This window comes from Asticcacaulis sp. DW145 (genome assembly GCF_037101385.1).
In the GTDB taxonomy this organism is placed as follows: Bacteria; Pseudomonadota; Alphaproteobacteria; order Caulobacterales; family Caulobacteraceae; genus Asticcacaulis; species Asticcacaulis currens.
Genome location: NZ_AP029025.1, coordinates 655802 through 677761, shown reverse-complemented (window position 1 = coordinate 677761; position 21960 = coordinate 655802). Strand labels below are relative to the sequence as shown.

Annotated in this window: 22 protein-coding genes, 1 tRNA gene and 1 riboswitch; of the genes, 13 read left to right on the top strand and 10 right to left on the bottom strand. The window is 59.7% G+C overall.

Going from position 1 to position 21960, the window contains the following annotated elements; translation table 11 throughout:
- Window positions 1–38 precede the first annotated feature (38 nt).
- Window positions 39–284: a hypothetical protein gene (locus AACH73_RS14290; RefSeq protein WP_272742614.1), complete on the top strand. Its 246-nt coding sequence runs from the start codon at window positions 39–41 to the stop codon at window positions 282–284.
- A gap of 287 nt (window positions 285–571) precedes the next feature.
- Here AACH73_RS14290 and AACH73_RS14285 read toward each other — a convergent pair.
- The 3 genes from AACH73_RS14285 to lon form a co-directional block, all read right to left on the bottom strand.
- Window positions 572–647 (bottom strand) — tRNA-Val (locus tag AACH73_RS14285).
- Between the two features lie 96 nt (window positions 648–743).
- Entirely contained in the window at window positions 744–1022 is a 279-nt protein-coding gene (locus AACH73_RS14280; protein WP_013480260.1) for an HU family DNA-binding protein, read from the bottom strand.
- A 263-nt stretch (window positions 1023–1285) separates the two neighbouring features.
- Window positions 1286–3679, bottom strand: a complete 2394-nt coding sequence (lon, locus tag AACH73_RS14275) for an endopeptidase La (RefSeq protein ID WP_272741748.1) — start codon at window positions 3677–3679, stop codon at window positions 1286–1288.
- A gap of 259 nt (window positions 3680–3938) precedes the next feature.
- Window positions 3939–4045, top strand: a riboswitch (SAM-I-IV-variant riboswitch).
- A gap of 41 nt (window positions 4046–4086) precedes the next feature.
- On the opposite strand from lon, the gene AACH73_RS14270 reads away from it, so the two are divergent.
- From AACH73_RS14270 to AACH73_RS14260, 3 genes are all read left to right on the top strand, one after another.
- Complete coding sequence (locus AACH73_RS14270; protein WP_272741747.1) at window positions 4087–5151, top strand: low specificity L-threonine aldolase; 1065 nt, start codon at window positions 4087–4089, stop codon at window positions 5149–5151.
- A 125-nt stretch (window positions 5152–5276) separates the two neighbouring features.
- Entirely contained in the window at window positions 5277–5546 is a 270-nt protein-coding gene (locus AACH73_RS14265) for a hypothetical protein (RefSeq protein ID WP_272741746.1), read from the top strand.
- Window positions 5547–5717: 171 nt separating this feature from the next.
- Window positions 5718–6221: a cytochrome c family protein gene (locus AACH73_RS14260; RefSeq protein WP_338735739.1), complete on the top strand. Its 504-nt coding sequence runs from the start codon at window positions 5718–5720 to the stop codon at window positions 6219–6221.
- Between the two features lie 200 nt (window positions 6222–6421).
- On the opposite strand, the gene gmk is transcribed toward AACH73_RS14260, so the two are convergent.
- The 7 genes from gmk to fabD form a co-directional block, all read right to left on the bottom strand.
- Window positions 6422–7063, bottom strand: a complete 642-nt coding sequence (gmk, locus tag AACH73_RS14255; RefSeq protein WP_272741744.1) for a guanylate kinase — start codon at window positions 7061–7063, stop codon at window positions 6422–6424.
- A 1-nt stretch (window position 7064) separates the two neighbouring features.
- Window positions 7065–7943, bottom strand: a complete 879-nt coding sequence (locus tag AACH73_RS14250) for a YicC/YloC family endoribonuclease (RefSeq protein ID WP_338736348.1) — start codon at window positions 7941–7943, stop codon at window positions 7065–7067.
- A complete protein-coding gene (mltG, locus tag AACH73_RS14245) occupies window positions 7940–9001 on the bottom strand; it encodes an endolytic transglycosylase MltG (protein ID WP_272741742.1) in 1062 nt (353 codons plus the stop codon). The genes AACH73_RS14250 and mltG overlap by 4 nt, the downstream gene beginning before the upstream one ends.
- A 1-nt stretch (window position 9002) precedes the next feature.
- Window positions 9003–10286, bottom strand: a complete 1284-nt coding sequence (gene fabF, locus AACH73_RS14240; protein WP_272741741.1) for a beta-ketoacyl-ACP synthase II — start codon at window positions 10284–10286, stop codon at window positions 9003–9005.
- A 92-nt stretch (window positions 10287–10378) separates the two neighbouring features.
- Window positions 10379–10618, bottom strand: a complete 240-nt coding sequence (locus tag AACH73_RS14235) for an acyl carrier protein (RefSeq protein WP_013480251.1) — start codon at window positions 10616–10618, stop codon at window positions 10379–10381.
- Between the two features lie 171 nt (window positions 10619–10789).
- Window positions 10790–11530, bottom strand: a complete 741-nt coding sequence (gene fabG, locus AACH73_RS14230) for a 3-oxoacyl-[acyl-carrier-protein] reductase (RefSeq protein WP_272741740.1) — start codon at window positions 11528–11530, stop codon at window positions 10790–10792.
- Between the two features lie 29 nt (window positions 11531–11559).
- Entirely contained in the window at window positions 11560–12504 is a 945-nt protein-coding gene (fabD, locus tag AACH73_RS14225) for an ACP S-malonyltransferase (RefSeq protein ID WP_338736347.1), read from the bottom strand.
- Window positions 12505–12710: 206 nt separating this feature from the next.
- Here fabD and AACH73_RS14220 point away from each other — a divergent pair, with 206 nt between their 5' ends.
- From AACH73_RS14220 to AACH73_RS14180, 9 genes are all read left to right on the top strand, one after another.
- A complete protein-coding gene (locus tag AACH73_RS14220; protein ID WP_338736346.1) occupies window positions 12711–14663 on the top strand; it encodes an alpha/beta fold hydrolase in 1953 nt (650 codons plus the stop codon).
- 122 nt (window positions 14664–14785) lie between these two features.
- Window positions 14786–15313, top strand: a complete 528-nt coding sequence (locus tag AACH73_RS14215) for a peroxiredoxin (protein WP_272741737.1) — start codon at window positions 14786–14788, stop codon at window positions 15311–15313.
- Window positions 15314–15530: 217 nt separating this feature from the next.
- Window positions 15531–15905: a 30S ribosomal protein S6 gene (rpsF, locus tag AACH73_RS14210; RefSeq protein WP_013480245.1), complete on the top strand. Its 375-nt coding sequence runs from the start codon at window positions 15531–15533 to the stop codon at window positions 15903–15905.
- A gap of 12 nt (window positions 15906–15917) precedes the next feature.
- Complete coding sequence (gene rpsR, locus AACH73_RS14205) at window positions 15918–16196, top strand: 30S ribosomal protein S18 (RefSeq protein ID WP_013480244.1); 279 nt, start codon at window positions 15918–15920, stop codon at window positions 16194–16196.
- 12 nt (window positions 16197–16208) lie between these two features.
- Window positions 16209–16793, top strand: a complete 585-nt coding sequence (gene rplI, locus AACH73_RS14200; protein WP_272741736.1) for a 50S ribosomal protein L9 — start codon at window positions 16209–16211, stop codon at window positions 16791–16793.
- Window positions 16794–17213: 420 nt separating this feature from the next.
- On the top strand, window positions 17214–17552 hold the full coding sequence (locus tag AACH73_RS14195; RefSeq protein WP_013480241.1) for a P-II family nitrogen regulator: 339 nt from the start codon (window positions 17214–17216) through the stop codon (window positions 17550–17552).
- Between the two features lie 42 nt (window positions 17553–17594).
- Window positions 17595–19001, top strand: coding sequence for a type I glutamate--ammonia ligase (glnA, locus tag AACH73_RS14190; protein ID WP_013480240.1), 1407 nt, complete (start codon window positions 17595–17597; stop codon window positions 18999–19001).
- Between the two features lie 333 nt (window positions 19002–19334).
- Window positions 19335–20771: an ammonium transporter gene (locus tag AACH73_RS14185; RefSeq protein WP_338736345.1), complete on the top strand. Its 1437-nt coding sequence runs from the start codon at window positions 19335–19337 to the stop codon at window positions 20769–20771.
- A 415-nt stretch (window positions 20772–21186) separates the two neighbouring features.
- A complete protein-coding gene (locus AACH73_RS14180) occupies window positions 21187–21894 on the top strand; it encodes a TorF family putative porin (protein ID WP_272741733.1) in 708 nt (235 codons plus the stop codon).
- The last annotated feature ends 66 nt before the right edge of the window (window positions 21895–21960 follow it).

The following is a 21960-nucleotide window of genomic DNA, read 5'->3' as shown; positions in this document are numbered from 1 at the left end:
CCTATTCTGGGATCAGCTAAGACGCAGAGGAGCATCCCATGGCTAACACGACAACGGCCCCCGGTAAGGGCACGAACAGCATTCTCATCCTGATTGGGGTCGCGGTGATCGCCCTGCTGGCGGTCGGCGCGGTGTTTCTGATGCAGGACAACCGCAGCGGCTCTGAGCGGTTGGGCGACGCCGTAGAGGCCCTGCCGCAGGGCGTGGACAAGGCGGCCAATGAGCTGGGCGATCAGCCCCCCGCCGAGAACATCAAGCGCAACGCCGAAAAGGCCACGAACTAAAAATCAGACCGGTCTGAGAACGCTCAGGCCGGTTTTTTTTACCCTCCCGCAGGAGAGCCAACGAACAGGTCAGAGGCTTAAAGGGGACAGGGTGAGCGGAGGTTCGCGCAGTGTTGGAGGGAAACTGTGGGCGATGACGGGATCGAACCCCCGTTTGCGCAAGCAATCATAGCGACGATGCGGCGGTTCGCGAAATGTGAGGAGATGGCGGGCGATGACGGGATCGAACCCCCGTTTGCGCAAGCAAACAAACAAAAATACGGCGGTTCGCGAAATGTGAGGAGAAATGGTGGGCGATGACGGGATCGAACCGCCGACCTACTCGGTGTAAACGAGCCGCTCTGCCAGCTGAGCTAATCGCCCCTCCACAGGGGACCGGACATAAAAAACCGGAGGCCGGTCAATGCCAACCTCCGGTCCCGAAGTCAAGCCGTTTCGGCTTAAATTCTGTGAGTGGTATTAGCCGTTCAGGGCGTTCTTCAGGCCTTCGCCAACGCGGAAGCGCGCGGTGACGGAAGCCGGACGCGACACGGTTTCGCCGGTGCGCGGGTTACGGGCCGTGCCGGCTTCGCGCTTCACAGCGAGGAAGGTGCCGAAGCCGACGAGGCGGACTTCTTCACCCTTTTTCAGGGCGTCCACGACGGAGTCGGTGAAGGCGTCAACGGCCTTCTTGGCTTGTTCCTTGGTCAGGCCCGCCTGATCGGCAATGGCGGCCACGAGTTCAGCTTTGGTCGTCATAAGTTTCTCCCTGCCCGCCATGACGGGCATTTGTGTGAACCGTTCCCTGTCGGACTCAGCGAGTCGTCGGCGGGTGGACCCGATAGAGACTACAAAAACCCCGGCACGTCAAAAGCGAAATAGCACTTTTTGCACTGCAAACCGAGTTTTTTTAAGGACTTACACAAAAAAGAGCGAAATTTGAGGCGCTTAGCCTGCAAATTCCGCTCTTTATTTTCAACCCTTTTGGCATTTGCACGCCAAAATAGCACATCTCTCAGGTGTCAATGGGCCGTGAGACCATCTCCATCGTCCGCCACAGGCACGGCGGGAGGCGGAATCACCGGCTCCACCCATTCGATGGATTCGAGCGGTTTGGTCAGGGCGTGGGTCAGCACCTGCTCGACATGGCTGACCGGAATGATCTCCAGACCGGCCTTCACATTCTCCGGCAACTCCGCCAGGTCCTTCTCATTCTCCTTGGGGATCAGCACCGTCTTGACGCCCGAACGCAGGGCCGCCAGCAGCTTTTCCTTCAGGCCGCCGATGGCCAGCACGCGACCGCGCAGGGTGATTTCACCGGTCATGGCGATATCCTTGCGCACCGGAATGCCGGTCAGGACCGAAACCATGGCCGTGACCATGGCCACACCGGCAGAGGGGCCGTCCTTGGGGGTCGCGCCTTCGGGCACGTGCACGTGGACGTCGGTGCGTTCAAAGACCGGCGGCAGGATGCCGAACTTCGGCGCCAGTGCCTTGACGTAGGAATTGGCCGCCGAAACGGATTCCTTCATCACGTCCTTGAGGTTACCCGTGACCTTCATATTGCCCTTGCCGGGCATCTTGATGGCTTCGATGGTCAGGATGTCGCCGCCAAATTCCGTCCAGGCGAGGCCCGTGACGATACCGACCTGATCGGTCTCGTCGGTTTCGCCATAGTGGAATTTGCGCACGCCGGCATATTTGGCCAGACGCGCCTCATCCACCGTGATCGAGCTGACCTTTTCACGCGCCAGGTCACGGATGGTCTTGCGCGCCAGATTGCCCAGCTCGCGCTCCAGCGAGCGCACCCCCGCTTCACGGGTGTAATAGCGGATCAGGTCGCGGATGGCCTGTTCCGGCACGATCCATTCGTCGCCTTTCAGGCCGTGATCCTTGGCCAGAGACGGCAGGATGTGGCGCTTGGCGATTTCGACCTTTTCATCCTCGGTATAGCCGGGGATGCGGATGATCTCCATGCGGTCCAGCAGGGGCTGCGGCATGTTGAGCGAATTGGCCGTCGTCACGAACATGATCTTGGACAGGTCGTAATCGACCTCCAGATAATGGTCGTTAAAGGTCGAATTCTGCGCCGGATCCAGCACTTCGAGCAGGGCCGAAGCCGGGTCGCCGCGCCAGTCGGCACCCATCTTGTCGATTTCATCGAGCAGGAAGAAGGCATTGGTGGTCTTGGCCTTCTTCATCGACTGAATGATCTTACCCGGCATGGAGCCGATATAGGTGCGGCGGTGGCCCCGGATTTCCGATTCGTCGCGCACGCCGCCGAGGCTGATGCGCACGAATTCGCGGCCCGTCGCCTTGGCGATAGACTTGCCAAGCGAGGTCTTACCGACCCCCGGGGGCCCGACAAGGCACAGGATGGGGCCTTTCAGCGTGCCCATACGCGCCTGCACGGCCAGATGCTCAAGGATGCGTTCCTTGACCTTCTCAAGCCCGTAATGGTCGGCATCGAGCGTGTCTTCGGCCTTGCTGAGGTCGATGGGCTTGGGCTTCGACGCCCCCCAAGGAATGGCCAGCAACCAGTCGAGATAGTTGCGCACCACGGTCGATTCCGCCGACATGGGCGACATGTGACGCAGCTTGTTCAGCTCGGATGTCGCCTTGGCGCGGGCTTCCTTGCTGAGCTTGGTGGCCTTGATCTTCTTTTCGAGTTCGAGAATCTCGTCCTTGGCGTCGTCCTGCTCACCCAGTTCGCGCTGAATGGCCTTCATCTGCTCGTTCAGATAATATTCGCGCTGGGTCTTTTCCATCTGTCGCTTGACGCGCGAACGGATCTTCTTTTCGACCTGAAGGACGCTGATCTCGCCTTCCATCAGGGCATAGATCTGCTCCAGACGCTTGGCCACCGCCAGTTGCTCCAGAAGCTGCTGCTTTTCGCCGATCTTGATGACCAGATGCGCGGCAATCGAGTCGGCCAGCACGTCGGCTTCCGACACTTCGGCCAAGGCCTGAAGGGCTTCCGGCGGAATCTTCTTGTTCAGCTTGATGTAGTTTTCGAACTGGTCGGTGACGGCGCGCACCAGCGCTTCGAGGTCCGGCCCCTGCGTAACGGCGGGCTCCAGCGCGTAGGCCTCCGCCTCATAAAACTCGGTACGACCGGTAAAGCCCTTGATCTTGGCGCGCGACTTGCCCTCGACCAGCACCTTGACCGTGCCATCGGGCAATTTTAGCAATTGCAGCACATTGGCCAGCACGCCGATGTCATAGATGGCATCGGCTTCGGGATCATCGTCGCCGGAATTTTTCTGGGTGGCCAGCAGGATCTGCTTGTCGCCCTTCATCACCTCATCGAGCGCCTGCACGGATTTTTCACGTCCGACAAACAGCGGCACGACCATGTGCGGGAACACCACGATATCCCTCAAAGGCAATACGGGTATGGTCAGAACATCAAACATTACTTACTCCTGAGCCGGACAGCGCGCCTCGCCAAGGGCGTCCAACGACCACCCTGCGTAAAGAAAAAGGGCGCGTTCTCCGGATATATACGCGCAATGTCTGCGCAGGGGTTCACCATTCACCTTAGACGATTCCTCGGCTGAACCTAGGCTGAATGTGGGACTTTCCCACCCATATTCAAGGGAGGCCGGATCGGGCCCCGCCAGCGGTTTCCGCAGAAACTTTCGCTTGCGAAAGCGCTTATGAACGGTTATGGCGAAACGGCATCCAGAGTTAAGCGACGCGCTTAACGCCAACCTGCCCTTCCCGGCAAGGTGGCGTCCGGAAACGGAGATGCGGCCGAACCGGCAACCAACGGGACCTAGGCTCACGCGTCGCAAAACTCGTTCTATCTGAGAGACGCCCCATGCCGGATACCGCCCTGCCGCTGACCACCCTCGCCCCGCAGCAATTCGCCAGCGATAACTATGCGGGCATCTGCCCCGACGCGTGGAACGCCATGCACGAGGCCAATGCCGGCTCGGTGCCGGCCTATGGCGACGACCCCTGGACTCAGCGCGCCGCCGACGCCCTGCGCGACCTGTTCGAGCATGAGGCCGAGGTCTTCTTTGCCTTCAATGGCACGGCGGCCAATTCACTGGCCCTGGCCTCTCTGTGCCAGTCCTATCACAGCGTCATCTGCTCGGCCTCGGCCCACGTCGAGACCGACGAATGCGGTGCGCCGGAATTCTTCTCCAATGGTTCGAAGCTATTGGTGGCGGCCTCAACCGACGGCAAGCTGACGCCGGAGGCCATCCGCGCGCTGGCCACCAGCCGTTCCGACATCCACTTCCCCAAGCCGCGCGCCGTCACCATCACCCAACCCACCGAAACCGGCCTCGTCTATGCCATCGAGGAGGTAAAGGCCATTGCCGCCGTCTGCCGCGAACTGGGTCTGCGTCTGCATATGGACGGGGCGCGCTTTGCCAATGCCTGCGCGGCACTCAACTGTAGCCCGGCAGACATAACGTGGAAGGCCGGGGTCGATGTGTTGTGCTTCGGCGGCACCAAGAACGGTATGGGCGTCGGCGAGGCCATTTTGTTTTTTGATCGCGGCCTGGCGCAGGACTTCGACTATCGCTGCAAACAGGCCGGGCAACTGGCCTCCAAGATGCGTTTTCTGGCCGCGCCGTGGCTGGGTATGATCAAGGACGGGGCGTGGCTGAGAAACGGTCAGCACGCCAATGCCTGCGCCCGCCGCCTAGCCGAGAAAATTTCCGGTTTGCCGGAAATAGAGCCCATGTTTGCCGTGCAGGCCAATGCCGTCTTCCTCAAGGCGCCGGAGGCTGTTCTGGATGCCCTGCGCGCCAAAGGCTGGCGCTTCTATACCTTCATCGGTGGCGGGGCGCGATTCATGTTCGCCTGGGACGCCGACCCGGCGCGAGTGGATCAACTGGCCGCCGATATTCAAAAAGCGTCTGAAAACAAATAATCAGGTGCATTTTTCTGAGAGTCCACTTGCAGTTTTGACGGCCTCACCTGCGGCATTGCGCGCATTGATTATTTACCGGGCCGGGCGCATCCTGATCCTTCAACCACAAAGATGGGAGATGGATTATGCCCGGACTGGCCTACCGCTTTTTCGACAACAATACCGGTGAAGAGGTGTTCGCCTCGGACGATTTCGACTTCGCCGCCATGCCGACGGTCAATCACCTGATCCGCGACCCGGAGCTTGTGGCGCGCTACGGGGGACCGGCGGTCATCAATCGCATCGAGCAGGGCGAGGTGAACAAGGCGGGTTCTGTCGAATACCGCATTTTTATCGACGGTTCCGAGGAGCGTCTCAATTCTCAGGACATGGACGAGAATTACCGTCGCTCATAAGATTTTTTCTGAAAGCTATTGATTTTACAATGGCCGTGCTCTTTGTCGGGTGCGGCCTTTTCGTATGCAGACGTCTGTCCTGCGGCAAGCCGCCGCAGGCCACAGGATCGTCCCCCCTCGCCAACGCCCACGGCGTCAGCTAAACCCATGGCTAAATCCATGGAGAGTTTGATGCGCGCATCTCTGTTTTTCGGTACCCTGACCCTTGCCCTGTGTCTGTCGGCGTGCGGCGACAAACCCGCAGAGACGGCAGGCGACAGCGGTTCAGCGCAAGCCAATCTGCCGGCGGTTGAGGGACCTTCACCGGCCGAGTTAGTGGCCAAACTCGCCACCCTGCCCGCCCCCTACAATACCGCCGATCTGAAGGCGGGTGAGAAGGCGTGGAACAAGTGCCGCTCGTGCCATACGCTGGTCGAAGGCGGGGCCAATATGGTCGGCCCCAACCTTTACGGCGTATTCGGTCGCAAGTCGGGCAGCAAGGCCGATTATCAGTACAGCGATGCGATGAAGGGCCACAACGCCGTGTGGGACTTTGCCACGCTTGATGACTATCTCACCCACCCGCAAAGCACCGTACCCGGCACCAAGATGGGGTTCATGGGTATCAAGGACGAGACGGAGCGCCACAATCTGATCGCCTATCTCAAGCTCGAAACCAGCCCGGCCCAAAAGTAAGTAAAAAAGCCCTCCGAACCGTTCGGAGGGCTTTATAGTTCCGGGGTGAAGGAGGCGAGACCCCTTCCTCTTTTGCGCTTAGAGCGAAATGTCTATGAGCGGAAACGCCATTTCGCTCTAAATTTTTGTTTTGTCGCGATTTTTTTGCGGAAAACCGCTCACACTTTTGGCTTCGCCGAACTTCGTTTCCGCACATCGCTCTAAAGCGGCTCGCTCATCAGTTCATCGACAAACGGGGCGATCCACAGGCCACGTGACCGGCGCGCCGTTTCTGAATGATAGATATGCACCAGTTCGGCATAGGACCGGTCGAAATCGTCATTCAGAATCACGTAGTCGTATTCGGCCCAGTGGGCGATCTCGCCCTTGGCCCGGCTGAGACGGCGCTGGATGACGTCGTCGGCGTCCTGTGCACGGGCATAGAGACGGCGCTTCAGTTCCTCCATCGACGGCGGCAGGATGAAGACGCGCACCACGTCTGAGGGGGCCTTGGCCGAGATGCGTTGTGCCCCCTGCCAGTCGATGTCGAACAACACGTTCTGGCCCTGAGACAGGGCTTTTTCCACCGGTTCGCGCGGCGAGCCATAGCGGTGGTCGTGCACCGCCGCCCATTCCAGCAGGGCGTCGTTTTTGACCAGATCGTCCATCTCGGCGTCGCTGATGAAGTGGTATTCGCGACCGTCCTTTTCACCGGGGCGCGGTGAGCGCGTGGTCACCGAAATGGATAGATCCAGATCGGCGTGATCGGCCATCAGGCGGCGGCACAGCGAGGTCTTGCCCGCGCCCGAAGGCGAGGAAACGATCAGCATGAGGCCGCGGCGAAGACGTTGGGAATTAGGCATATTACTCTACGTTTTGAACCTGTTCTCGGAACTGGTCGATAACCGACTTTAACTCCAGACCGACCTTGGTCAGGTCGCTGAAAGCGGCTTTCGAACAGAGGGTATTGGCTTCGCGCATGAATTCCTGCGACAGGAAGTCGAGCTTGCGCCCCTGCGACTGGCTGTCGCTGAGAAGCGTGTGCGCCGAGGCGATATGGGTGCGCAGACGATCCAGTTCCTCGCGCACATCGGCCTTGACGGCCATGACGGCCGCTTCCTGAAGGATGCGCTCCTGAAGGTCAGCATCGGGCAGTAGCTCATTCAGACGCCGGGTGAAGCGTTCGCGGATTACTTCGGTCTGCTGCGCCGCCAGCGCCTCGGCCCGATCCACAGCGTCGGTCATGGCGCTCAAGTGCTGGGTCAGCAGGTCATACAACGCCCGCCCCTCATCCTGACGCGCGGTCTTCAGATGCTCCAGCACCGCCCCCAGATCGGCCAGCAGAGGCGCTTCCAGCGCCGCGACGTCGGTATCCGTTTCCGCACTGGCCGCTTCAATGACGCCACGCAGGGACAGAAGCCCGTCCAGTGAGGGCATGGTCGCCTGACCGGCCTGCATCAGGCCCTGCCCCACTTCGAGATACTGGTTGAGGACAGCGTGATTGACGCTGTAGCCCGTCTGGACCTCGGTTGTCTGCACACTGAGAGTCAGCGACACCTGCCCGCGCTGGAAACGCTGCTTGACCAGATCGCGCGCCGCCCTCTCCACATAGTCGTAGCCCGAGGGCACGCGCGTCTTGAGATCCAGCGAGCGCCCGTTGACCGAGCGCACCTCATAGACCCAGGCGACAGTCCCATGATGGCCTTCTACCCGGCCAAAGCCGGTCATGCTCGACAGGGTCATTTACCGGTGTCCTTGGCAGGGCGGGCGGCCGCGATTCCCTTATCCTGTGCCTCGATCTGACGCCATTTGGCGACATTGATCAGGTGCTGCTCATAGGTTTCGGCGAAAACGTGACCGCCCGTGCCATCGGCGACGAAATAGACGTCTTTGGTGGGTGGCGGATTGAGCACGGCCTTCAGTGAGGCCTTACCCGGATTGGCGATCGGCGTAACAGGCAGACCGTCGATCAGATAGGTGTTCCACGGGCTGGGCGCATCCAGTTCAGAGCGTTTCAGACCACGCCCCAAAGGCTCGCCCTTGGACACCGCATAGACGACGGTCGGGTCCGATTGCAGGCGCATCCCGTTACGCAGGCGATTCACAAACACAGCCGCAACCTTCGGACGCTCATTGGCCAGACCCGTTTCCTTCTCGACCACAGAAGCAAGGATCAGGGCCTCTTCCTTGGTCTTCAGCGGCAAATCCTTTGCACGCCCGGCCCACAGTTCATCCAGCGTCTCACGCCCGGCGGCCAGCATCCGGTCCAGCACAGACTGACGGGTTTCACCGATTTCGTACTGATAGGTTTCGGGCAGGATCGAGCCTTCCGGCGGCACTTCGACATCGCCGGTCAGGCCCTGCGTCGCCATTAGTATCCGCACGGCCTGCGCCGAGGTGCGGCCTTCGGGGATGGTGATGAAGTGCTGCACCACACGGCCTTCAAGGATCTGATGCAGGACGCCGATCATCGACAGGCGCGATGGAAATTCATAGGTGCCGGCGCGCAGGGCGTTGTCGCGGCCATCCAGCTTGGCGGCGATGCGGAAAAAGGTCACCGAACGAATGACGCCCTGCTGTTTCAGCTTGCGCGCTATGGCATTGAGCCCCTGCCCGCGTTCGACCGTCACGGCGGTGACGTTTCCGGATTTCGCCGAAGGTCCGGGGCCGTAGGTGTTGGCAAAAACAAACAGTCCTGCCGCCAGAAGCAGCAGGACGATACCGGACATGAGGCCCGCCACCGGCGCCATCAGACGCCGGTTCTTGCGCCGCGGGGCTGGGCGGGCCTTCTGTTTCGCCATCTTAGTCCACTTTGCCGAGGATCAGGGCAGCATTGGTGCCGCCAAAGCCAAAGGAATTCGACAGAACCTTGTTAATCGTCATCGGCTTGGCCTTGTGCGGCACAAGGTCGATGGGCGTTTCATAGGCCGGATTGTCGAGATTGATGGTCGGCGGCGCGATCTGGTCGCGGATGGCCAGGGCGCAGAAGATGGCTTCGACCGCGCCCGCCCCACCGAGCAGGTGGCCGATCGCCGACTTGGTCGAGGACACCGTGCCCGTCGCCGCACGTTCACCCAGAAACTTCTCAATGGCCTTCAGCTCGATGCCGTCCGCCATGGTCGAGGTGCCGTGCGAATTGACGTAGTCGATTTCGGTCGGGTCGATACCCGCGTTTTTGGCCGCCGCGACCATGGCGCGGTAGCCGCCGTCGCCGTCTTCCGACGGCGCGGTAATGTGATAGGCGTCGCCCGACAGGCCGTAGCCCAGCACTTCGGCGTAGATCTTGGCGCCACGCGCCTTGGCGTGTTCGTATTCTTCCAGCACCACGATGCCCGCGCCTTCGCCCATGACGAAGCCGTCACGGTCCTTATCATAGGGGCGCGAGGCCTTGGTCGGCTGATCGTTGAAGGCCGTGCACAGGGCGCGGCAGGCGATGAAGCCCGCAATACCGATGGGTACGATGGCCGATTCGGCCCCGCCGGCGACCATGACGTCGGCATCGCCGCACTTGATCAGACGCGCCGCGTCACCGATGGCGTGCGCGCCAGTGGCGCAGGCGGTAACGACCGAATGGTTCGGGCCCTTGAGGCCGTGACGGATCGACACCTGACCGGAGGCCAGATTGATCAGCGAGGACGGGATAAAGAAGGGCGAAATGCGCTTCGGGCCCTTGGCCTGAAGCTCCAGCGCCGTGTCGGCGATAATGCCCAGACCGCCGATGCCCGATCCGATCATGACGCCGGTGCGCTCCTGATCTTCGGCGCTTTCGGGGTGCCAGTCGGCATCCTTGAGCGCTTCATCAGCCGCCGCGATGGCGTAGAGGATGAAGTCATCGACCTTGCGGCGTTCCTTGGGCGACAGGACCGTGGACGGATCGAAGGAGCCTTCGATGTCCGGACCGCCACCGCCCCGGCCATCGACCGTCGGGATTTCGCAGGCCACCGTGCAGGCATAGTCGGTGGTATCAAAAGCGGTAATGGTCCCCGCGCCCGATTGCCCATCCAGCAAACGCTTCCACGAAATATCCACACCCGCGCCCAGAGGCGACAAAAGACCCAAACCGGTGATGACGACGCGACGAACCATTTAAATCCTGTCCTGTTATGCAAATAGCAGAAGGGCGCGGCTTCGGTGCGGCACTGACCGTCGAAACCACGCCCTCAATCCGGCAATTCAGATTAAGCGGAGAGCTTTTCCTGAATGTAGTTGACGGCGTCGCCAACGGTCAGGATGTGCTCGGCCGAGTCATCAGGAATTTCGATGTCGAATTCTTCTTCGAAAGCCATAACCAGCTCAACGATGTCGAGGCTGTCGGCTTCCAGATCGTCGATGAAGCTCGCCTTTTCCGTGACCTTATCCGGATCGGCGTCCAGATGATCAATCACAATCTTGCGAACACGTTCAAGAACTTCAGACATATCAGGCCCTCTAACAGGTTATATAAACACGACCCAAAGCGGCTTATGGCTTTGCAGGGGCCGGGTATCGGAATCTAAGCCAACTGCCTTTTATGCACACACTGTGCAGGTTTCAAGCCATTTTCAGTGCGCGAAAAGCCAGTCTTTCACAACAAAGACGTGATGACGGGATTAAATCATCACCATGCCGCCGTTGACGTGCAGGGTTTGGCCCGTCACGTAACCGGCTTCATTACTGGCAAGATAGACGGCGGCGGCGGCAATATCGGTACCCTCGCCCAGCGCCCCTGCCGGGATTTTCGACAGGATGCCGTCGCGCTGCTGCTCATTGAGGACATCGGTCATCGGCGAGGCGATAAAGCCCGGCGCGATGCAGTTGACGGTGATATTGCGCGATGCCACTTCCTGCGCCAGCGCCTTGGAAAAGCCGATCATGCCTGCCTTCGAGGCGGCATAGTTGGTCTGCCCCGGATTGCCCATGACGCCCACCACCGAGGTAATACCGATGATGCGGCCGTGGCGACGCTTCATCATCCCCTTCACGGCGGCGCGCGACAGGCGGAAGTAAGATTCGAGATTGACCTTGATCACCGCTTCCCAGTCCTCATCCTTCATGCGCAGGATCAGGCCGTCCTTGGTAATGCCGGCGTTGGCGACAAGGATGTCGAGCGGTGAGCCCGCCGCCGCCTCGGCCTTGGCAATCAGGCCATCGACCTCTGCCGCGTCCGACAGGTTGCAGGCAGCGACAAACGCCCCTTCGCCCAGTTCGGCGGCCAGATCGTTGAGGACGGCTTCGCGCGTGCCGGACAGCACGACCTTTGCCCCTTGGTTATGCAGGGCACGGGCAATCTGCGCCCCCAGCCCGCCGGTGGCCCCGGTCACAAGCGCCGTCTTGCCGGTCAGTTCAAACATAGGTGTCTCCTGTAAGAAGGAAGAGGAAATCAGAGGCTTTTGGCAAACGCTTCAAAGTCCGCCGCGCCGTTCAGCGCCACGGCTTCGGAGTCGGGGGCCAGACGCTTGATCATGCCGCTCAGCACCTTGCCCGCGCCAAGCTCGGCAAACTGCGTCACGCCGCCGTCCTGCGCCAGCCACTGCACCGACTCGCGCCAGCGCACGCGTCCCGTCACCTGCTCGATCAGCAGCGGCGCGAACTGTGCCTTGTCGCCGACGGGCTGGGCTGTGACATTGGCCACCAGCACAGACTTCGGATCATGGAAGGTGGTTTTGGACAGGGCGGCAGCCATTTCTTCAGCGGCCGGCTGCATCAGCGGGCTGTGGAAGGGGGCGGAGACGTTGAGCAACATGGCCTTGGCGCCCAGTTCCTTGGCCTTTTCAACGGCCAGATCGACCGCTGCCTTTTCACCGGAAATCACCACCTGCCCGGCATTATTGTCATTGGCCACGACGACTATACCCGCCGCACGCCCGGCTTCGCAGGCGGCCTCGGCCAGGGCCAGATCGGCCTTCGCCCCGATCAGGGCCGCCATAGCCCCCTGCCCCACCGGTACGGCGCGCTGCATGGCCTGACCGCGCAGTTTCAGCAGTTTCGCCGCGTCCGAAAGCGTCAGCACCTCCATCGCCGCCAGGGCCGAATACTCGCCGAGAGAGTGACCGGCGCAGAAAGCCGCCTTCGACACATCGATGCCGAAATCGGCCTTCAGCACGCGCACAACGGCCAGCGAAACGGCCATCAGGGCGGGCTGCGCGTTTTCGGTCAGGGTCAGGTCGGCTTCCGGCCCTTCGCGCATCAGCTTCAGAAGATCCTGCCTCAACACCTCGTTGACTTCGCCGAAGACCTCACGGGCGGCCGCGAAATTATCGAACAGCTCGCTCCCCATGCCGACGCTCTGAGAGCCCTGTCCCGGAAAAACGAATGCCAAAGTCATGTAATGCCTTGTCCCGACCAGTTGATTTGAGCGGCATGGGTTAGGGCAATCCGTCCGCAAGGGCAAGGGGTTTACGCCGGTCTGCCCTGTGCGACAGTCTGCAACCGCATGTCGAAAACGGTTGTAGATTGCCGCAACCCGTCGTAAACCCAGACGTGGATGATCAAGCGACGGGGGCGTCGCTGCGCGACTATTGGGGGCGTTTTATGACTATTCTGAAGACCATCGTCCTGGCCGGCGTTGCGACGGCCTGCGCTTTTTCCGCCGTGGCAGAAACCGCGCCTGCGGCAAACACTCTGGGCACACCGCCGCCGCTGACGGCCTTTAGTAAACTGCCCGCCATCGACGAAGTAGCCTTGTCCCCGGATGGTAAGCGGGTCGCCTTGATCCGGAACGCGGGCGGTGAACGCTTCCTGATGGACATCGACATCGACAAGAACGACTTCAAGGCCATGCGGGTCGGCGGCGTAAAGGTCCGCAGCCTCTTCTGGGGAGACGCAACTCGTATCATCCTCATTTCGTCGCAAGCCGCATATCTGCGTGAATTCGTCGGCGGAAAGGACGAGTATTATTCCGGACAGATACTGGACCTGCCCCGCAACAAGACCTTTGCCCTGTTTGACAAGACCGGAGGCTTTTATCCCATCGTCATGGGGGATTTTCAGCGCATCAAAATCAAGGGCGAGTATCGGGTCACCGCCTCCAATACCAAGATCGAGAACGAAGGCCTGCGCAGCCTCTACAATTTTGATCTGAACACCGGGCGCGGGCGGGTAATGGACGAAGTCCCCTACCACGTTCAGAACTGGATTGTGCGCGGCGATGGCGAGATCATAGCCCGGGCCGAATATGATCGCGACACTAAGATATGGACCCTGCGCTATCACCAGAATGGCAAATGGCGCGCGATCTATTCGGAAAAACAGATGCTGGACGCGCCGTCTCTTGTGGGACGCGGCCGCGATGACGAATCGGTGTTGGTCTATATCAATGCCGGCGAAAAGGCTGGCAACTATTACGAAGTCTTCCCGGATGGCCGGTTCAGCGAGCCTCTGGATACCAAGGGCAGTAATGTCGGCACCTTCTATCATCCGGCGACGGGCAAGCTGGCGGGCTTTATCAATTACAGCCCCGATGGCCCCGCCTATACCTTTTTTGCTCCCGATCTGGCCAACCTGCCGCATCTGATCGAGAAAGGTATGCCGGACTATACCTACCGAAAGCTGGTTGATATGTCTGATGATGGCCGCCAGATCATCGTCTATGGCGAAGGACCCGGCGATCCAGGCACCTACTACTATATCGACTACACCACCAAGAGCTTCAAACTCGCTGGCCAGACGCGACCTGACGTACCTTCGGAATGGGTCGCCGAAAAGCGCAAGGTGACCTATAAGGCGGCAGATGGGCTGGAGATTAACGGCTATCTGACCCTGCCGCCCGGTCGTGAGGCCAAAAACCTGCCCCTGATCGTCCTGCCGCATGGCGGGCCGGAGTCCTATGACGACATCAGATATGACTGGATGTCTCAGGCCATCGCCTCGCGCGGGTATGCCGTATTGCAACCCAATTTCCGCGGTTCGAGCGGCTACGGTGACAGCTTTACCGAAAAGGGCTACGGGGAATGGGGCCGCAAGATGCAGACCGACCTGTCGGACGGCGTGCGCTATCTGGCCAAGGAAGGGACGATCGACCCCAAGCGCGTTTGCATTGTCGGGGCCTCCTACGGTGGCTATGCGGCCATGGCGGGGGCGGCGCTTGATCCGGGCGTCTATCGCTGCGCCAGCGGCATCGCGCCGGTGACCAATCTCAAGAAGATGATCGCTTACGAAGAAGAGTCCGTCGGCTATGACAAACAAGCGCGGCGGGTGCTGTACTGGAAGCGTTTTCTGGGCGATGAAAGCCGCTGGGCCGAGGTATCGCCGGACCTGAAGGCCGCTAATATCACCATCCCCATCCAGTTAATCCACGGCAAGGACGACACGGTTGTGCCGATTGATCAGAGCTACCGAATGCGCGACGCCCTGAAAAAAGCCGGTAAGGAGGTTGATCTGATCCTTCTGAAAGAAGAGGATCACTGGCTGTCGCGGGAACCCACCCGCGTGCAGACCATGGACGCCGTGGTGGCCTTTATCGAGAAGCACAATCCGCCCTACTAATGCCTCACTTGCCAATAGCAATCATCCAGATTGCGATTGGCAAGTCAAAGTCCGGTCGATTATCTGAGCCAAGGTCGCCAAATCGGCGTATATGGAGACACTTCACACAATGGAGACGTCTCATGCTCATCCGTGCCGCTCTGGTTGCCGCTGCGTTTGCCCTTACCGCCACTTCGCCTGCGCTGGCCGCGCTCAAGGTTGGCGACAAGGCCCCCGACTTCAAGGTCGAGGCCGCCACCAACGGCGAAACTCATGCGTTTTCGCTGAAATCCGCTTTGAAGCAAGGCCCGGTGATTGTGTACTTCTACCCCAAGGCGTTCACCGGCGGCTGCTCGCTGGAAGCGCGTCAGTTCTCCGAAAACATGGACAAGTTCGCCGCCAAAAAGATCAGCGTCGTCGGCCTGTCGGCGGATGATGTGCCGACGCTCAAGAAGTTCTCAAAGGCGGACTGCGGTGGCAAGTTCCCGGTCGGTTCGGACAAGGGGGCCAGGATCGCCGAGAAATACGATGCCAAGATGCCGGCTGTGCCGATGTCGGGTCGCGTCTCCTACATTATTGGTAAGGACGGCAAGATCGCCTTCGTCCACGATTCCGGCAATGCGGCGACCCACGTGCCCAGCCTGCTGGCGGCTGCCGACAGCCTGAAATAGGGCTGTCCCAACACCGTAGTCGCGTCAGAACGCTGTGAAACGTCCGTTGCAGGCCGTTTTGACACGGTTACCGACACTTGATTATGCGGGCGTTATCGACTATAGCGCCCGCTTCGCTTGCGTGGTGGTCATTCCTCATTGTGAGGAGCCATGATCCATCGTGTGTCCGGGGCTTCCGCCCGGATGCGCGCCACCCCGCTCAACGGAAGAGGACCAAATGGCACTTTATGAACACGTCGTGCTCGCACGGCAGGACATTTCGCCGCAACAGGCGGAAGGTCTCAACGATACCCTCAAGGCGCTGATCGAAGAACTGGGCGGCTCGGTCGCCAAGATCGAATACTGGGGTCTGCGCAACCTCACCTACCGCGTGAAGAAGAACCGCAAGGCGCACTACTCGCTGCTGGCCATTGATGCGCCGGCGGCCGCCGTGAAGGAAATGGAACGTCAGTTGTCGATCAACGAAGACGTCATCCGCTTCCTGACCGTTCGCGTCGAAGAGCTGGATCTGGAACTGTCGCCGGTTCTGTCGCGTCGTGACCGTCCGGAGCGCGCTGAGCGTTCCGAACGTGCTGAATTCGCTGAGCAATAAGGAGAGCTGAAGATGGCTGAAGACACTATCGCCGCCACTCCGGGCGCTCCCGTCGGCTCCGCTCCGGCTCGTCGTCCGTTTTTCCGCCGCCGTAAGGTGTGCCCGTTCTCCGGCGCCAATGCTCCGAAGATCGACTACAAGGACGTGAAGCTGCTGCAACGCTACATCTCCGAGCGCGGCAAGATCGTGCCGTCGCGCATCACCGCCGTGTCGCAAAAGAAGCAACGTGAGCTGGCCAAGGCCATCAAGCGCGCCCGCTTCCTGGCACTTCTGCCCTACGTCGTGAAGTAAGGAGACGCACCCATGAAAGTTGTTCTCCTGGAACGCGTTGAAAATCTGGGCGTTATCGGTGACGTCGTGTCGGTGAAGGACGGCTTTGCCCGTAACTTCCTGCTGCCGCGTCACAAGGCCCTGCGCGCCACGACCGCCAATCTGAAGTTCTTCGAAGCTCAGAAGGAACAGATCGTCGCCCGTAACGCCGCCGCTCGCTCGGCTGCCGAAACGCAAGGCGCTGAACTCGACGGTCAGCAGTACGTGATCATCCGTCAGGCGGGTGAAACCGGTCAACTCTACGGTTCGGTCACCGGCCGTGACGTTGCTGACGCCGTCGCTGAAACCGGCGGCAAGGTCGAGCGCAACCAGATCGTTCTCGACACCCCGATCAAGACCCTTGGTCTGCACGCCCTTAAGGTGCGTCTGCACGCCGAAGTCACGATCTCGATCACGGTCAACGTCGCGCGCTCGGCTGAAGAGGCCGAACGTCAGGCCGCCGGCGAAAACGTTATCGCCGCGCAGTTCGAAGAAGACCGTCTGGCTGACGAAGCCGCCGCTGCCGACCTTCTCGAAGGCGGTGCCGGTCAGGCCATCGAAGAGTCTTACGAGTACTAAAATCCGATATCGGATACTCAAAGACCCCCGGATTTCACGATCCGGGGGTTTTATTTTGGCCCAGAGGCTTCCTTGGCGACTTCTTCGCCGGTGCGGCAGCGACGCCGGGAAAAATTCTCTTTGGTCTATCTTTACGGCCCAAAAGGCGTGATTTAGGGTCGTGATATGATTTCAGAGGAAATCATGTGGCCTGACAGGCGAGGCCTGCGCCCGCTGGAAAAGGGGTTGCGGTTTCCAAATCGGCTAACAGGCGTAATTTCCTTTTGAATTTGCCCCCGACTGCGGCTAAAGGCAGAACGGGTGCGCTCACGCATCGTAATAAATCTTTACAGTCAAGTGAGCTGTTTCACCGGAATCTGGCTTGCATTCTGTCGCAATGCAAAAGATTTTCGCTGTTAACGGTCGTGATCAGGATTGCTCATGAAAAAGATCGAAGCTGTTATCAAACCCTTTAAGCTGGACGAAGTGAAGGAAGCCCTTCAGGAAATCGGCGTGCAGGGTATGACCGTTCTGGAAGCCAAGGGCTACGGCCGCCAGAAAGGACATTCCGAACTCTACCGGGGTGCGGAATATGTTGTTGATTTTCTGCCGAAGATCAAAATTGAACTCGTGGTTGCCGACGATCTGGCACCGGCCGCACTTGAGGCCATCCAGACCGCGGCGCGCACGGGCAAGATTGGCGACGGCAAGATTTTTGTGAGCGACGTCATTGATGTCGTTCGCATCCGCACCGGGGAGTCCGGACCGCAAGCGGTTTGATCCTCCCCAAACTACCCAACCAAAAACCCAGGGCGTCAAAAAATGACCGCAGCAGACATTCTCAAGCTCATCAAGGAAAAGGACGTCAAGTATGTTGACGTTCGCTTCACCGACGTTCGCGGCAAGATGCAGCATGTGACCTTCGACATCGATCTCGTCGATGAAGACTTCCTCAATGACGGCACCATGTTCGACGGCTCGTCGATCGCCGGCTGGAAGGCCATCAACGAATCCGACATGAAGCTGCGCCCGGACCTGAAGACGGCCTATATCGACCCCTTCTATCAGCAGACCACCCTCTTCCTGTTCTGCGACGTCATCAATCCGGATACCAACGAGCCCTATAACCGCGACCCGCGCTCGATCGCCAAGAAGGCGCTCGCCTACGTGCAGTCGGCCGGCATCGGCGACACCGTCTATTTCGGTCCGGAAGCCGAATTCTTCCTGTTCGACGACGTCCGCTGGTCGATCGCGCCGAACAACACCGGCTTCTCCTTCGACTCGTCGGAACTGCCGATTAACTCGGCCAAGGAATACGCCGAAGGCAATATGGGTCACCGTCCGGGCCCGAAGGGCGGCTACTTCCCGGTCAACCCGGTGGACTCCTGCCAGGACCTGCGCGGTGAAATGCTCGCCGTCATGGGCGAACTGGGCATGGAACCGGAAAAGCACCACCACGAAGTGGCGCCGGCCCAGCACGAGCTCGGCCTGAAGTTCTCGGACATGCTGACCATGGCCGACCGTACCCAGCTCTACAAGTACGTCGTGCAGAACGTCGCCCACGCCTATGGCAAGACCGCGACCTTCATGCCGAAGCCGATGTTCGGTGACAACGGTTCGGGTATGCACGTCCACCAGTCGATCTGGAAGAACGGCAAGCCGCTGTTCGCTGGTGACAAGTATGCCGGTCTGTCGGACCTGTGCCTGTGGTACATCGGCGGCATCATCAAGCACGCCAAGGCCATCAACGCCTTCGCCAACCCGACGACCAACTCCTACAAGCGTCTGGTTCCGGGCTATGAAGCCCCGGTGAAGCTGGCCTATTCGTCGCGTAACCGCTCGGCCTCGATCCGTATTCCGTGGGTGTCTTCGCCGAAGGGCAAGCGTATCGAAGCGCGCTTCCCCGATCCGCTGGGCAACCCCTACCTGACCTTCACCGCCCTGCTGATGGCTGGTCTCGACGGTATCGAAAACCGCATTGATCCGGGCCCCGCGGCCGACAAAAACCTGTACGACCTGCCGCCGCAAGAGCAAAAGGCCGTGCCGGAAGTCTGCGGCAGCCTGCGTGAAGCCCTCGACAACCTCGACAAGGACCGCGCCTTCCTCAAGAAGGGCGGCGTGTTCGACGACGATTTCATCGACTCCTACATCGAACTGAAGATGGAAGAAGTGATGGCCTTCGAACTGCGTCCGCACCCGATCGAGTTCGAGATGTACTACAAGGGCTAAGCTCAATATCTCCCCGCAAAGGGTTGATTTTAAAGAACAAGCCGCTCCTAACTGGGGCGGCTTGTTTGCATATGGGTGGTGGTTAAAAGACCTGATTACCGTTCTGAAAGCGCTGTCTAAAATATAGTTTCACTGGATACTTTTATAATATCATTTGATACCAACCTGATTTTCAGGGTTTGCGCGTTTCACCCCGCCATATTGACACATAAATGACGCATTAAATCCCCGCACGCCCCCTCACCCCGCCATGTCTTAACAAAACCCTTTGCGAAACAAACGCATGGCGGCACTCTTCGCCGGTGCAACATCCGCTTATCCAAGGGGGATAACTTGAAAACGTGGATTAAATTCTCAAAAGTGCTGGCGGCCTCCGCCGCACTCCTCATGACGGCCCCGGTCGTCACTGTCGCCCACGCGGCGGCGGTCACCTCCGAAGCTGCGGTTTCGGAAGCGGCTCCGGCTTCGGAAGCCGCCACACCTACGGCGGCCGCCGAAGCGCCGGCCCCCGTCCTCCTCGCCCACCAGAAGCCGCTGACGCTTGACGCCGCCGGCACCGCCTGGATCATCGTCGCCACGGCCCTCGTGCTGATGATGACCATGCCGGGTCTCGCCCTGTTCTACGGCGGTATGGTGCGCAAGAAGAACATCATCGCCACCGTGACCCAGTCGGTCGCCGTGACCTGCGTCGTGGCGGTCCTGTGGTTCGTCGTCGGCTACAGCCTGTCCTTCGGGGTGGCTGACAAGGCGCTGTTCGGCATCCCGGGTGAAACCGTCAACAAATTCATCGGCGGCTTCGACGTGTTCCTGCTCAAGGGCGTGACCACCTCGACGGCCTATGCCTCGGCGCCCGGCCTGCCGGAAATGCTGTGGATCGCCTATCAGATGACCTTCGCCATCATCACGCCCGCCCTGATCACCGGCGCTTTTGCCGAACGGATCAAGCTGTCGGGTCTGCTGCTGTTCATGGCCCTGTGGTCGGTCTTCATCTATGCGCCGATCTGTCACCAGGTCTGGGGTGGCGGTTATCTGGCGGCCATGCACGTGCTCGACTTTGCCGGTGGTGCCGTTGTTCACGTCAACTCCGGTGTCGCTGGTCTGGTGGCCGCCATCTTCCTTGGCCGTCGTAAGGGTTACGGCACCGAAGAAATGACACCGAACAACCTGATCTTCGTCATGATCGGCGCTTCGCTGCTGTTCGTTGGCTGGATCGGTTTCAACGCCGGTTCGGAATGGGCCGCTGACGGTATCGCCGCCGCCGCTCTGCTGAACACCATTCTGGCCGCCTGCGCCGCTGGTCTGACGTGGAAGCTGGTCGAATGGACCATCCGCCGCAAGCCGTCGCTGCTCGGCATCCTGTCCGGTATCGTGGCGGGCCTCGTGGCCATCACCCCGGCCGCCGGTTTCGTCAACCCGACCGGTGCACTGATCATCGGCCTGATCGCGGGTCCCTTCTGCTACACCTCGGCGGTGTGGGTGAAGCGCCTGCTGGGCTATGACGACTCGCTGGACGCTTTCGGCATCCACGGTGCGGGTGGTTTCCTCGGCGCGATCCTGACGGCGGTATTTGCCGACCCGTCGATCAACCCGCTGGCCGAAGGCGCTTCGGTCGGGGCTCAGTTCATGGGTCTGGTCTTTACGATCCTGTGGTCCGCCATCGGCACCTTTATCATCCTTGTCATCTGCAAGTTCACCACGGGCCTGCGCGTGTCGGAAGCGGATGAAGAAGCCGGTCTCGACTCTGCTCTGCATGACGAAGTTCACCACTAATCATCAGAACTTCAGTACGCTTACAGATGGGGTGCCGAAAGGCACCCTATTTTTTTGCGTGGATGTCAGGCACTATGCGCTCGCTCAGACGGCTTGTGGTGAGAACGCGATTCGCTTTTTGCGCGCTGCGGCGAAAAAGTAACGTTGCAGCGCAAGATATGCCCGCCACATTGGCAACACAAAGGTTTGGATTCAGGCTAAAATTTTGGGATTTTTTATTTTAAAACAATGAATTATATTCACTTGGCAATTGTGAACGTCGCGTTAGGAATTCGTGACAATTTTACATCAAGACCGCTCAAACCTTCAGCGGGGGGTAGTACGCAACGTAAAAATTGCTACATTGAACTTCGATTTACGCCGCAGTTGCGTACTGTGGTCGATATAATCTGAACCATAATACAGGATACAGATCATGAAGAAGTTCCTCCTCGCCGCCACGATCGCCGCAACTGCTCTGGTCGCTGGCGCCGCTTCCGCCGAAGGCGCTTTCAGCTACAACATCGCCGCCACCAACAACTATGTCTGGCGCGGCATCTCCCAGTCGAGCAAGGATGCGGCTGTTCAGGGCGGCATCGACTACACCAACGGCACCTTCTACGCCGGCACCTGGGCGTCGAACGTCGATTTTGGTTCGGACGCTTCGCTGGAAGTCGATCTGTACGCCGGCCTGAAGCCGACCGTCGGCAACTGGGCGTTTGACTTCGGTGCCATCTACTATTCCTACCCCGATGAAGACTCGCTGAACTTCGGTGAACTGAAGGCCGGCTTCACCCACCCGATGGGCAAGGGCTCGATCGGTGCCACCCTCTACACCAACTGGGAAACGCTGGAAAACCCCTACTATGAACTGAACGCGGCCTATCCGCTGACTGACAAATGGTCGGTTTCGGGTGCTTTTGGTAAGCAAGAAGGCTCCTTCACCGCCTATGCTGGTACGCCGAAGGAAAAGGCCTATGACAGCTACACGACCTGGAATGTCGGCGTCGGTTACGCCCTGTCCGAAAATCTGTCGCTCGACCTGCGTTACTGGGACACCGGCGACCATCCGCTGGGCTGGAACGCTGACGGCCGTAATAACATGAAGGAACAGGTTGCCCTGACCCTTAAGGCGGCGTTCTAAGCCACCTGGCATTAAGCCACAGAAATCGGCCGCAAGCCCCTTGGGGTTTGCGGCCTTTTTGTTTAT

Coding starts and splice junctions, on each gene's coding strand:
- AACH73_RS14250 (WP_338736348.1), bottom strand. CDS start 7,943: ATGACCCTGTCGAGCATGACCGGCTTTGGCCGGGTAGAAGGCCATCAT.
- AACH73_RS14265 (WP_272741746.1), top strand. CDS start 5,277: ATGCCCGGACTGGCCTACCGCTTTTTCGACAACAATACCGGTGAAGAG.
- glnA (WP_013480240.1), top strand. CDS start 17,595: ATGACCGCAGCAGACATTCTCAAGCTCATCAAGGAAAAGGACGTCAAG.
- AACH73_RS14215 (WP_272741737.1), top strand. CDS start 14,786: ATGCTCATCCGTGCCGCTCTGGTTGCCGCTGCGTTTGCCCTTACCGCC.
- fabG (WP_272741740.1), bottom strand. CDS start 11,530: ATGTTTGAACTGACCGGCAAGACGGCGCTTGTGACCGGGGCCACCGGC.
- gmk (WP_272741744.1), bottom strand. CDS start 7,063: ATGCCTAATTCCCAACGTCTTCGCCGCGGCCTCATGCTGATCGTTTCC.
- rplI (WP_272741736.1), top strand. CDS start 16,209: ATGAAAGTTGTTCTCCTGGAACGCGTTGAAAATCTGGGCGTTATCGGT.
- mltG (WP_272741742.1), bottom strand. CDS start 9,001: ATGGCGAAACAGAAGGCCCGCCCAGCCCCGCGGCGCAAGAACCGGCGT.
- AACH73_RS14290 (WP_272742614.1), top strand. CDS start 39: ATGGCTAACACGACAACGGCCCCCGGTAAGGGCACGAACAGCATTCTC.
- AACH73_RS14220 (WP_338736346.1), top strand. CDS start 12,711: ATGACTATTCTGAAGACCATCGTCCTGGCCGGCGTTGCGACGGCCTGC.
- AACH73_RS14180 (WP_272741733.1), top strand. CDS start 21,187: ATGAAGAAGTTCCTCCTCGCCGCCACGATCGCCGCAACTGCTCTGGTC.
- fabF (WP_272741741.1), bottom strand. CDS start 10,286: ATGGTTCGTCGCGTCGTCATCACCGGTTTGGGTCTTTTGTCGCCTCTG.
- rpsF (WP_013480245.1), top strand. CDS start 15,531: ATGGCACTTTATGAACACGTCGTGCTCGCACGGCAGGACATTTCGCCG.
- AACH73_RS14270 (WP_272741747.1), top strand. CDS start 4,087: ATGCCGGATACCGCCCTGCCGCTGACCACCCTCGCCCCGCAGCAATTC.
- AACH73_RS14260 (WP_338735739.1), top strand. CDS start 5,718: ATGCGCGCATCTCTGTTTTTCGGTACCCTGACCCTTGCCCTGTGTCTG.
- AACH73_RS14280 (WP_013480260.1), bottom strand. CDS start 1,022: ATGACGACCAAAGCTGAACTCGTGGCCGCCATTGCCGATCAGGCGGGC.
- lon (WP_272741748.1), bottom strand. CDS start 3,679: ATGTTTGATGTTCTGACCATACCCGTATTGCCTTTGAGGGATATCGTG.
- rpsR (WP_013480244.1), top strand. CDS start 15,918: ATGGCTGAAGACACTATCGCCGCCACTCCGGGCGCTCCCGTCGGCTCC.
- AACH73_RS14235 (WP_013480251.1), bottom strand. CDS start 10,618: ATGTCTGAAGTTCTTGAACGTGTTCGCAAGATTGTGATTGATCATCTG.
- fabD (WP_338736347.1), bottom strand. CDS start 12,504: ATGACTTTGGCATTCGTTTTTCCGGGACAGGGCTCTCAGAGCGTCGGC.
- AACH73_RS14195 (WP_013480241.1), top strand. CDS start 17,214: ATGAAAAAGATCGAAGCTGTTATCAAACCCTTTAAGCTGGACGAAGTG.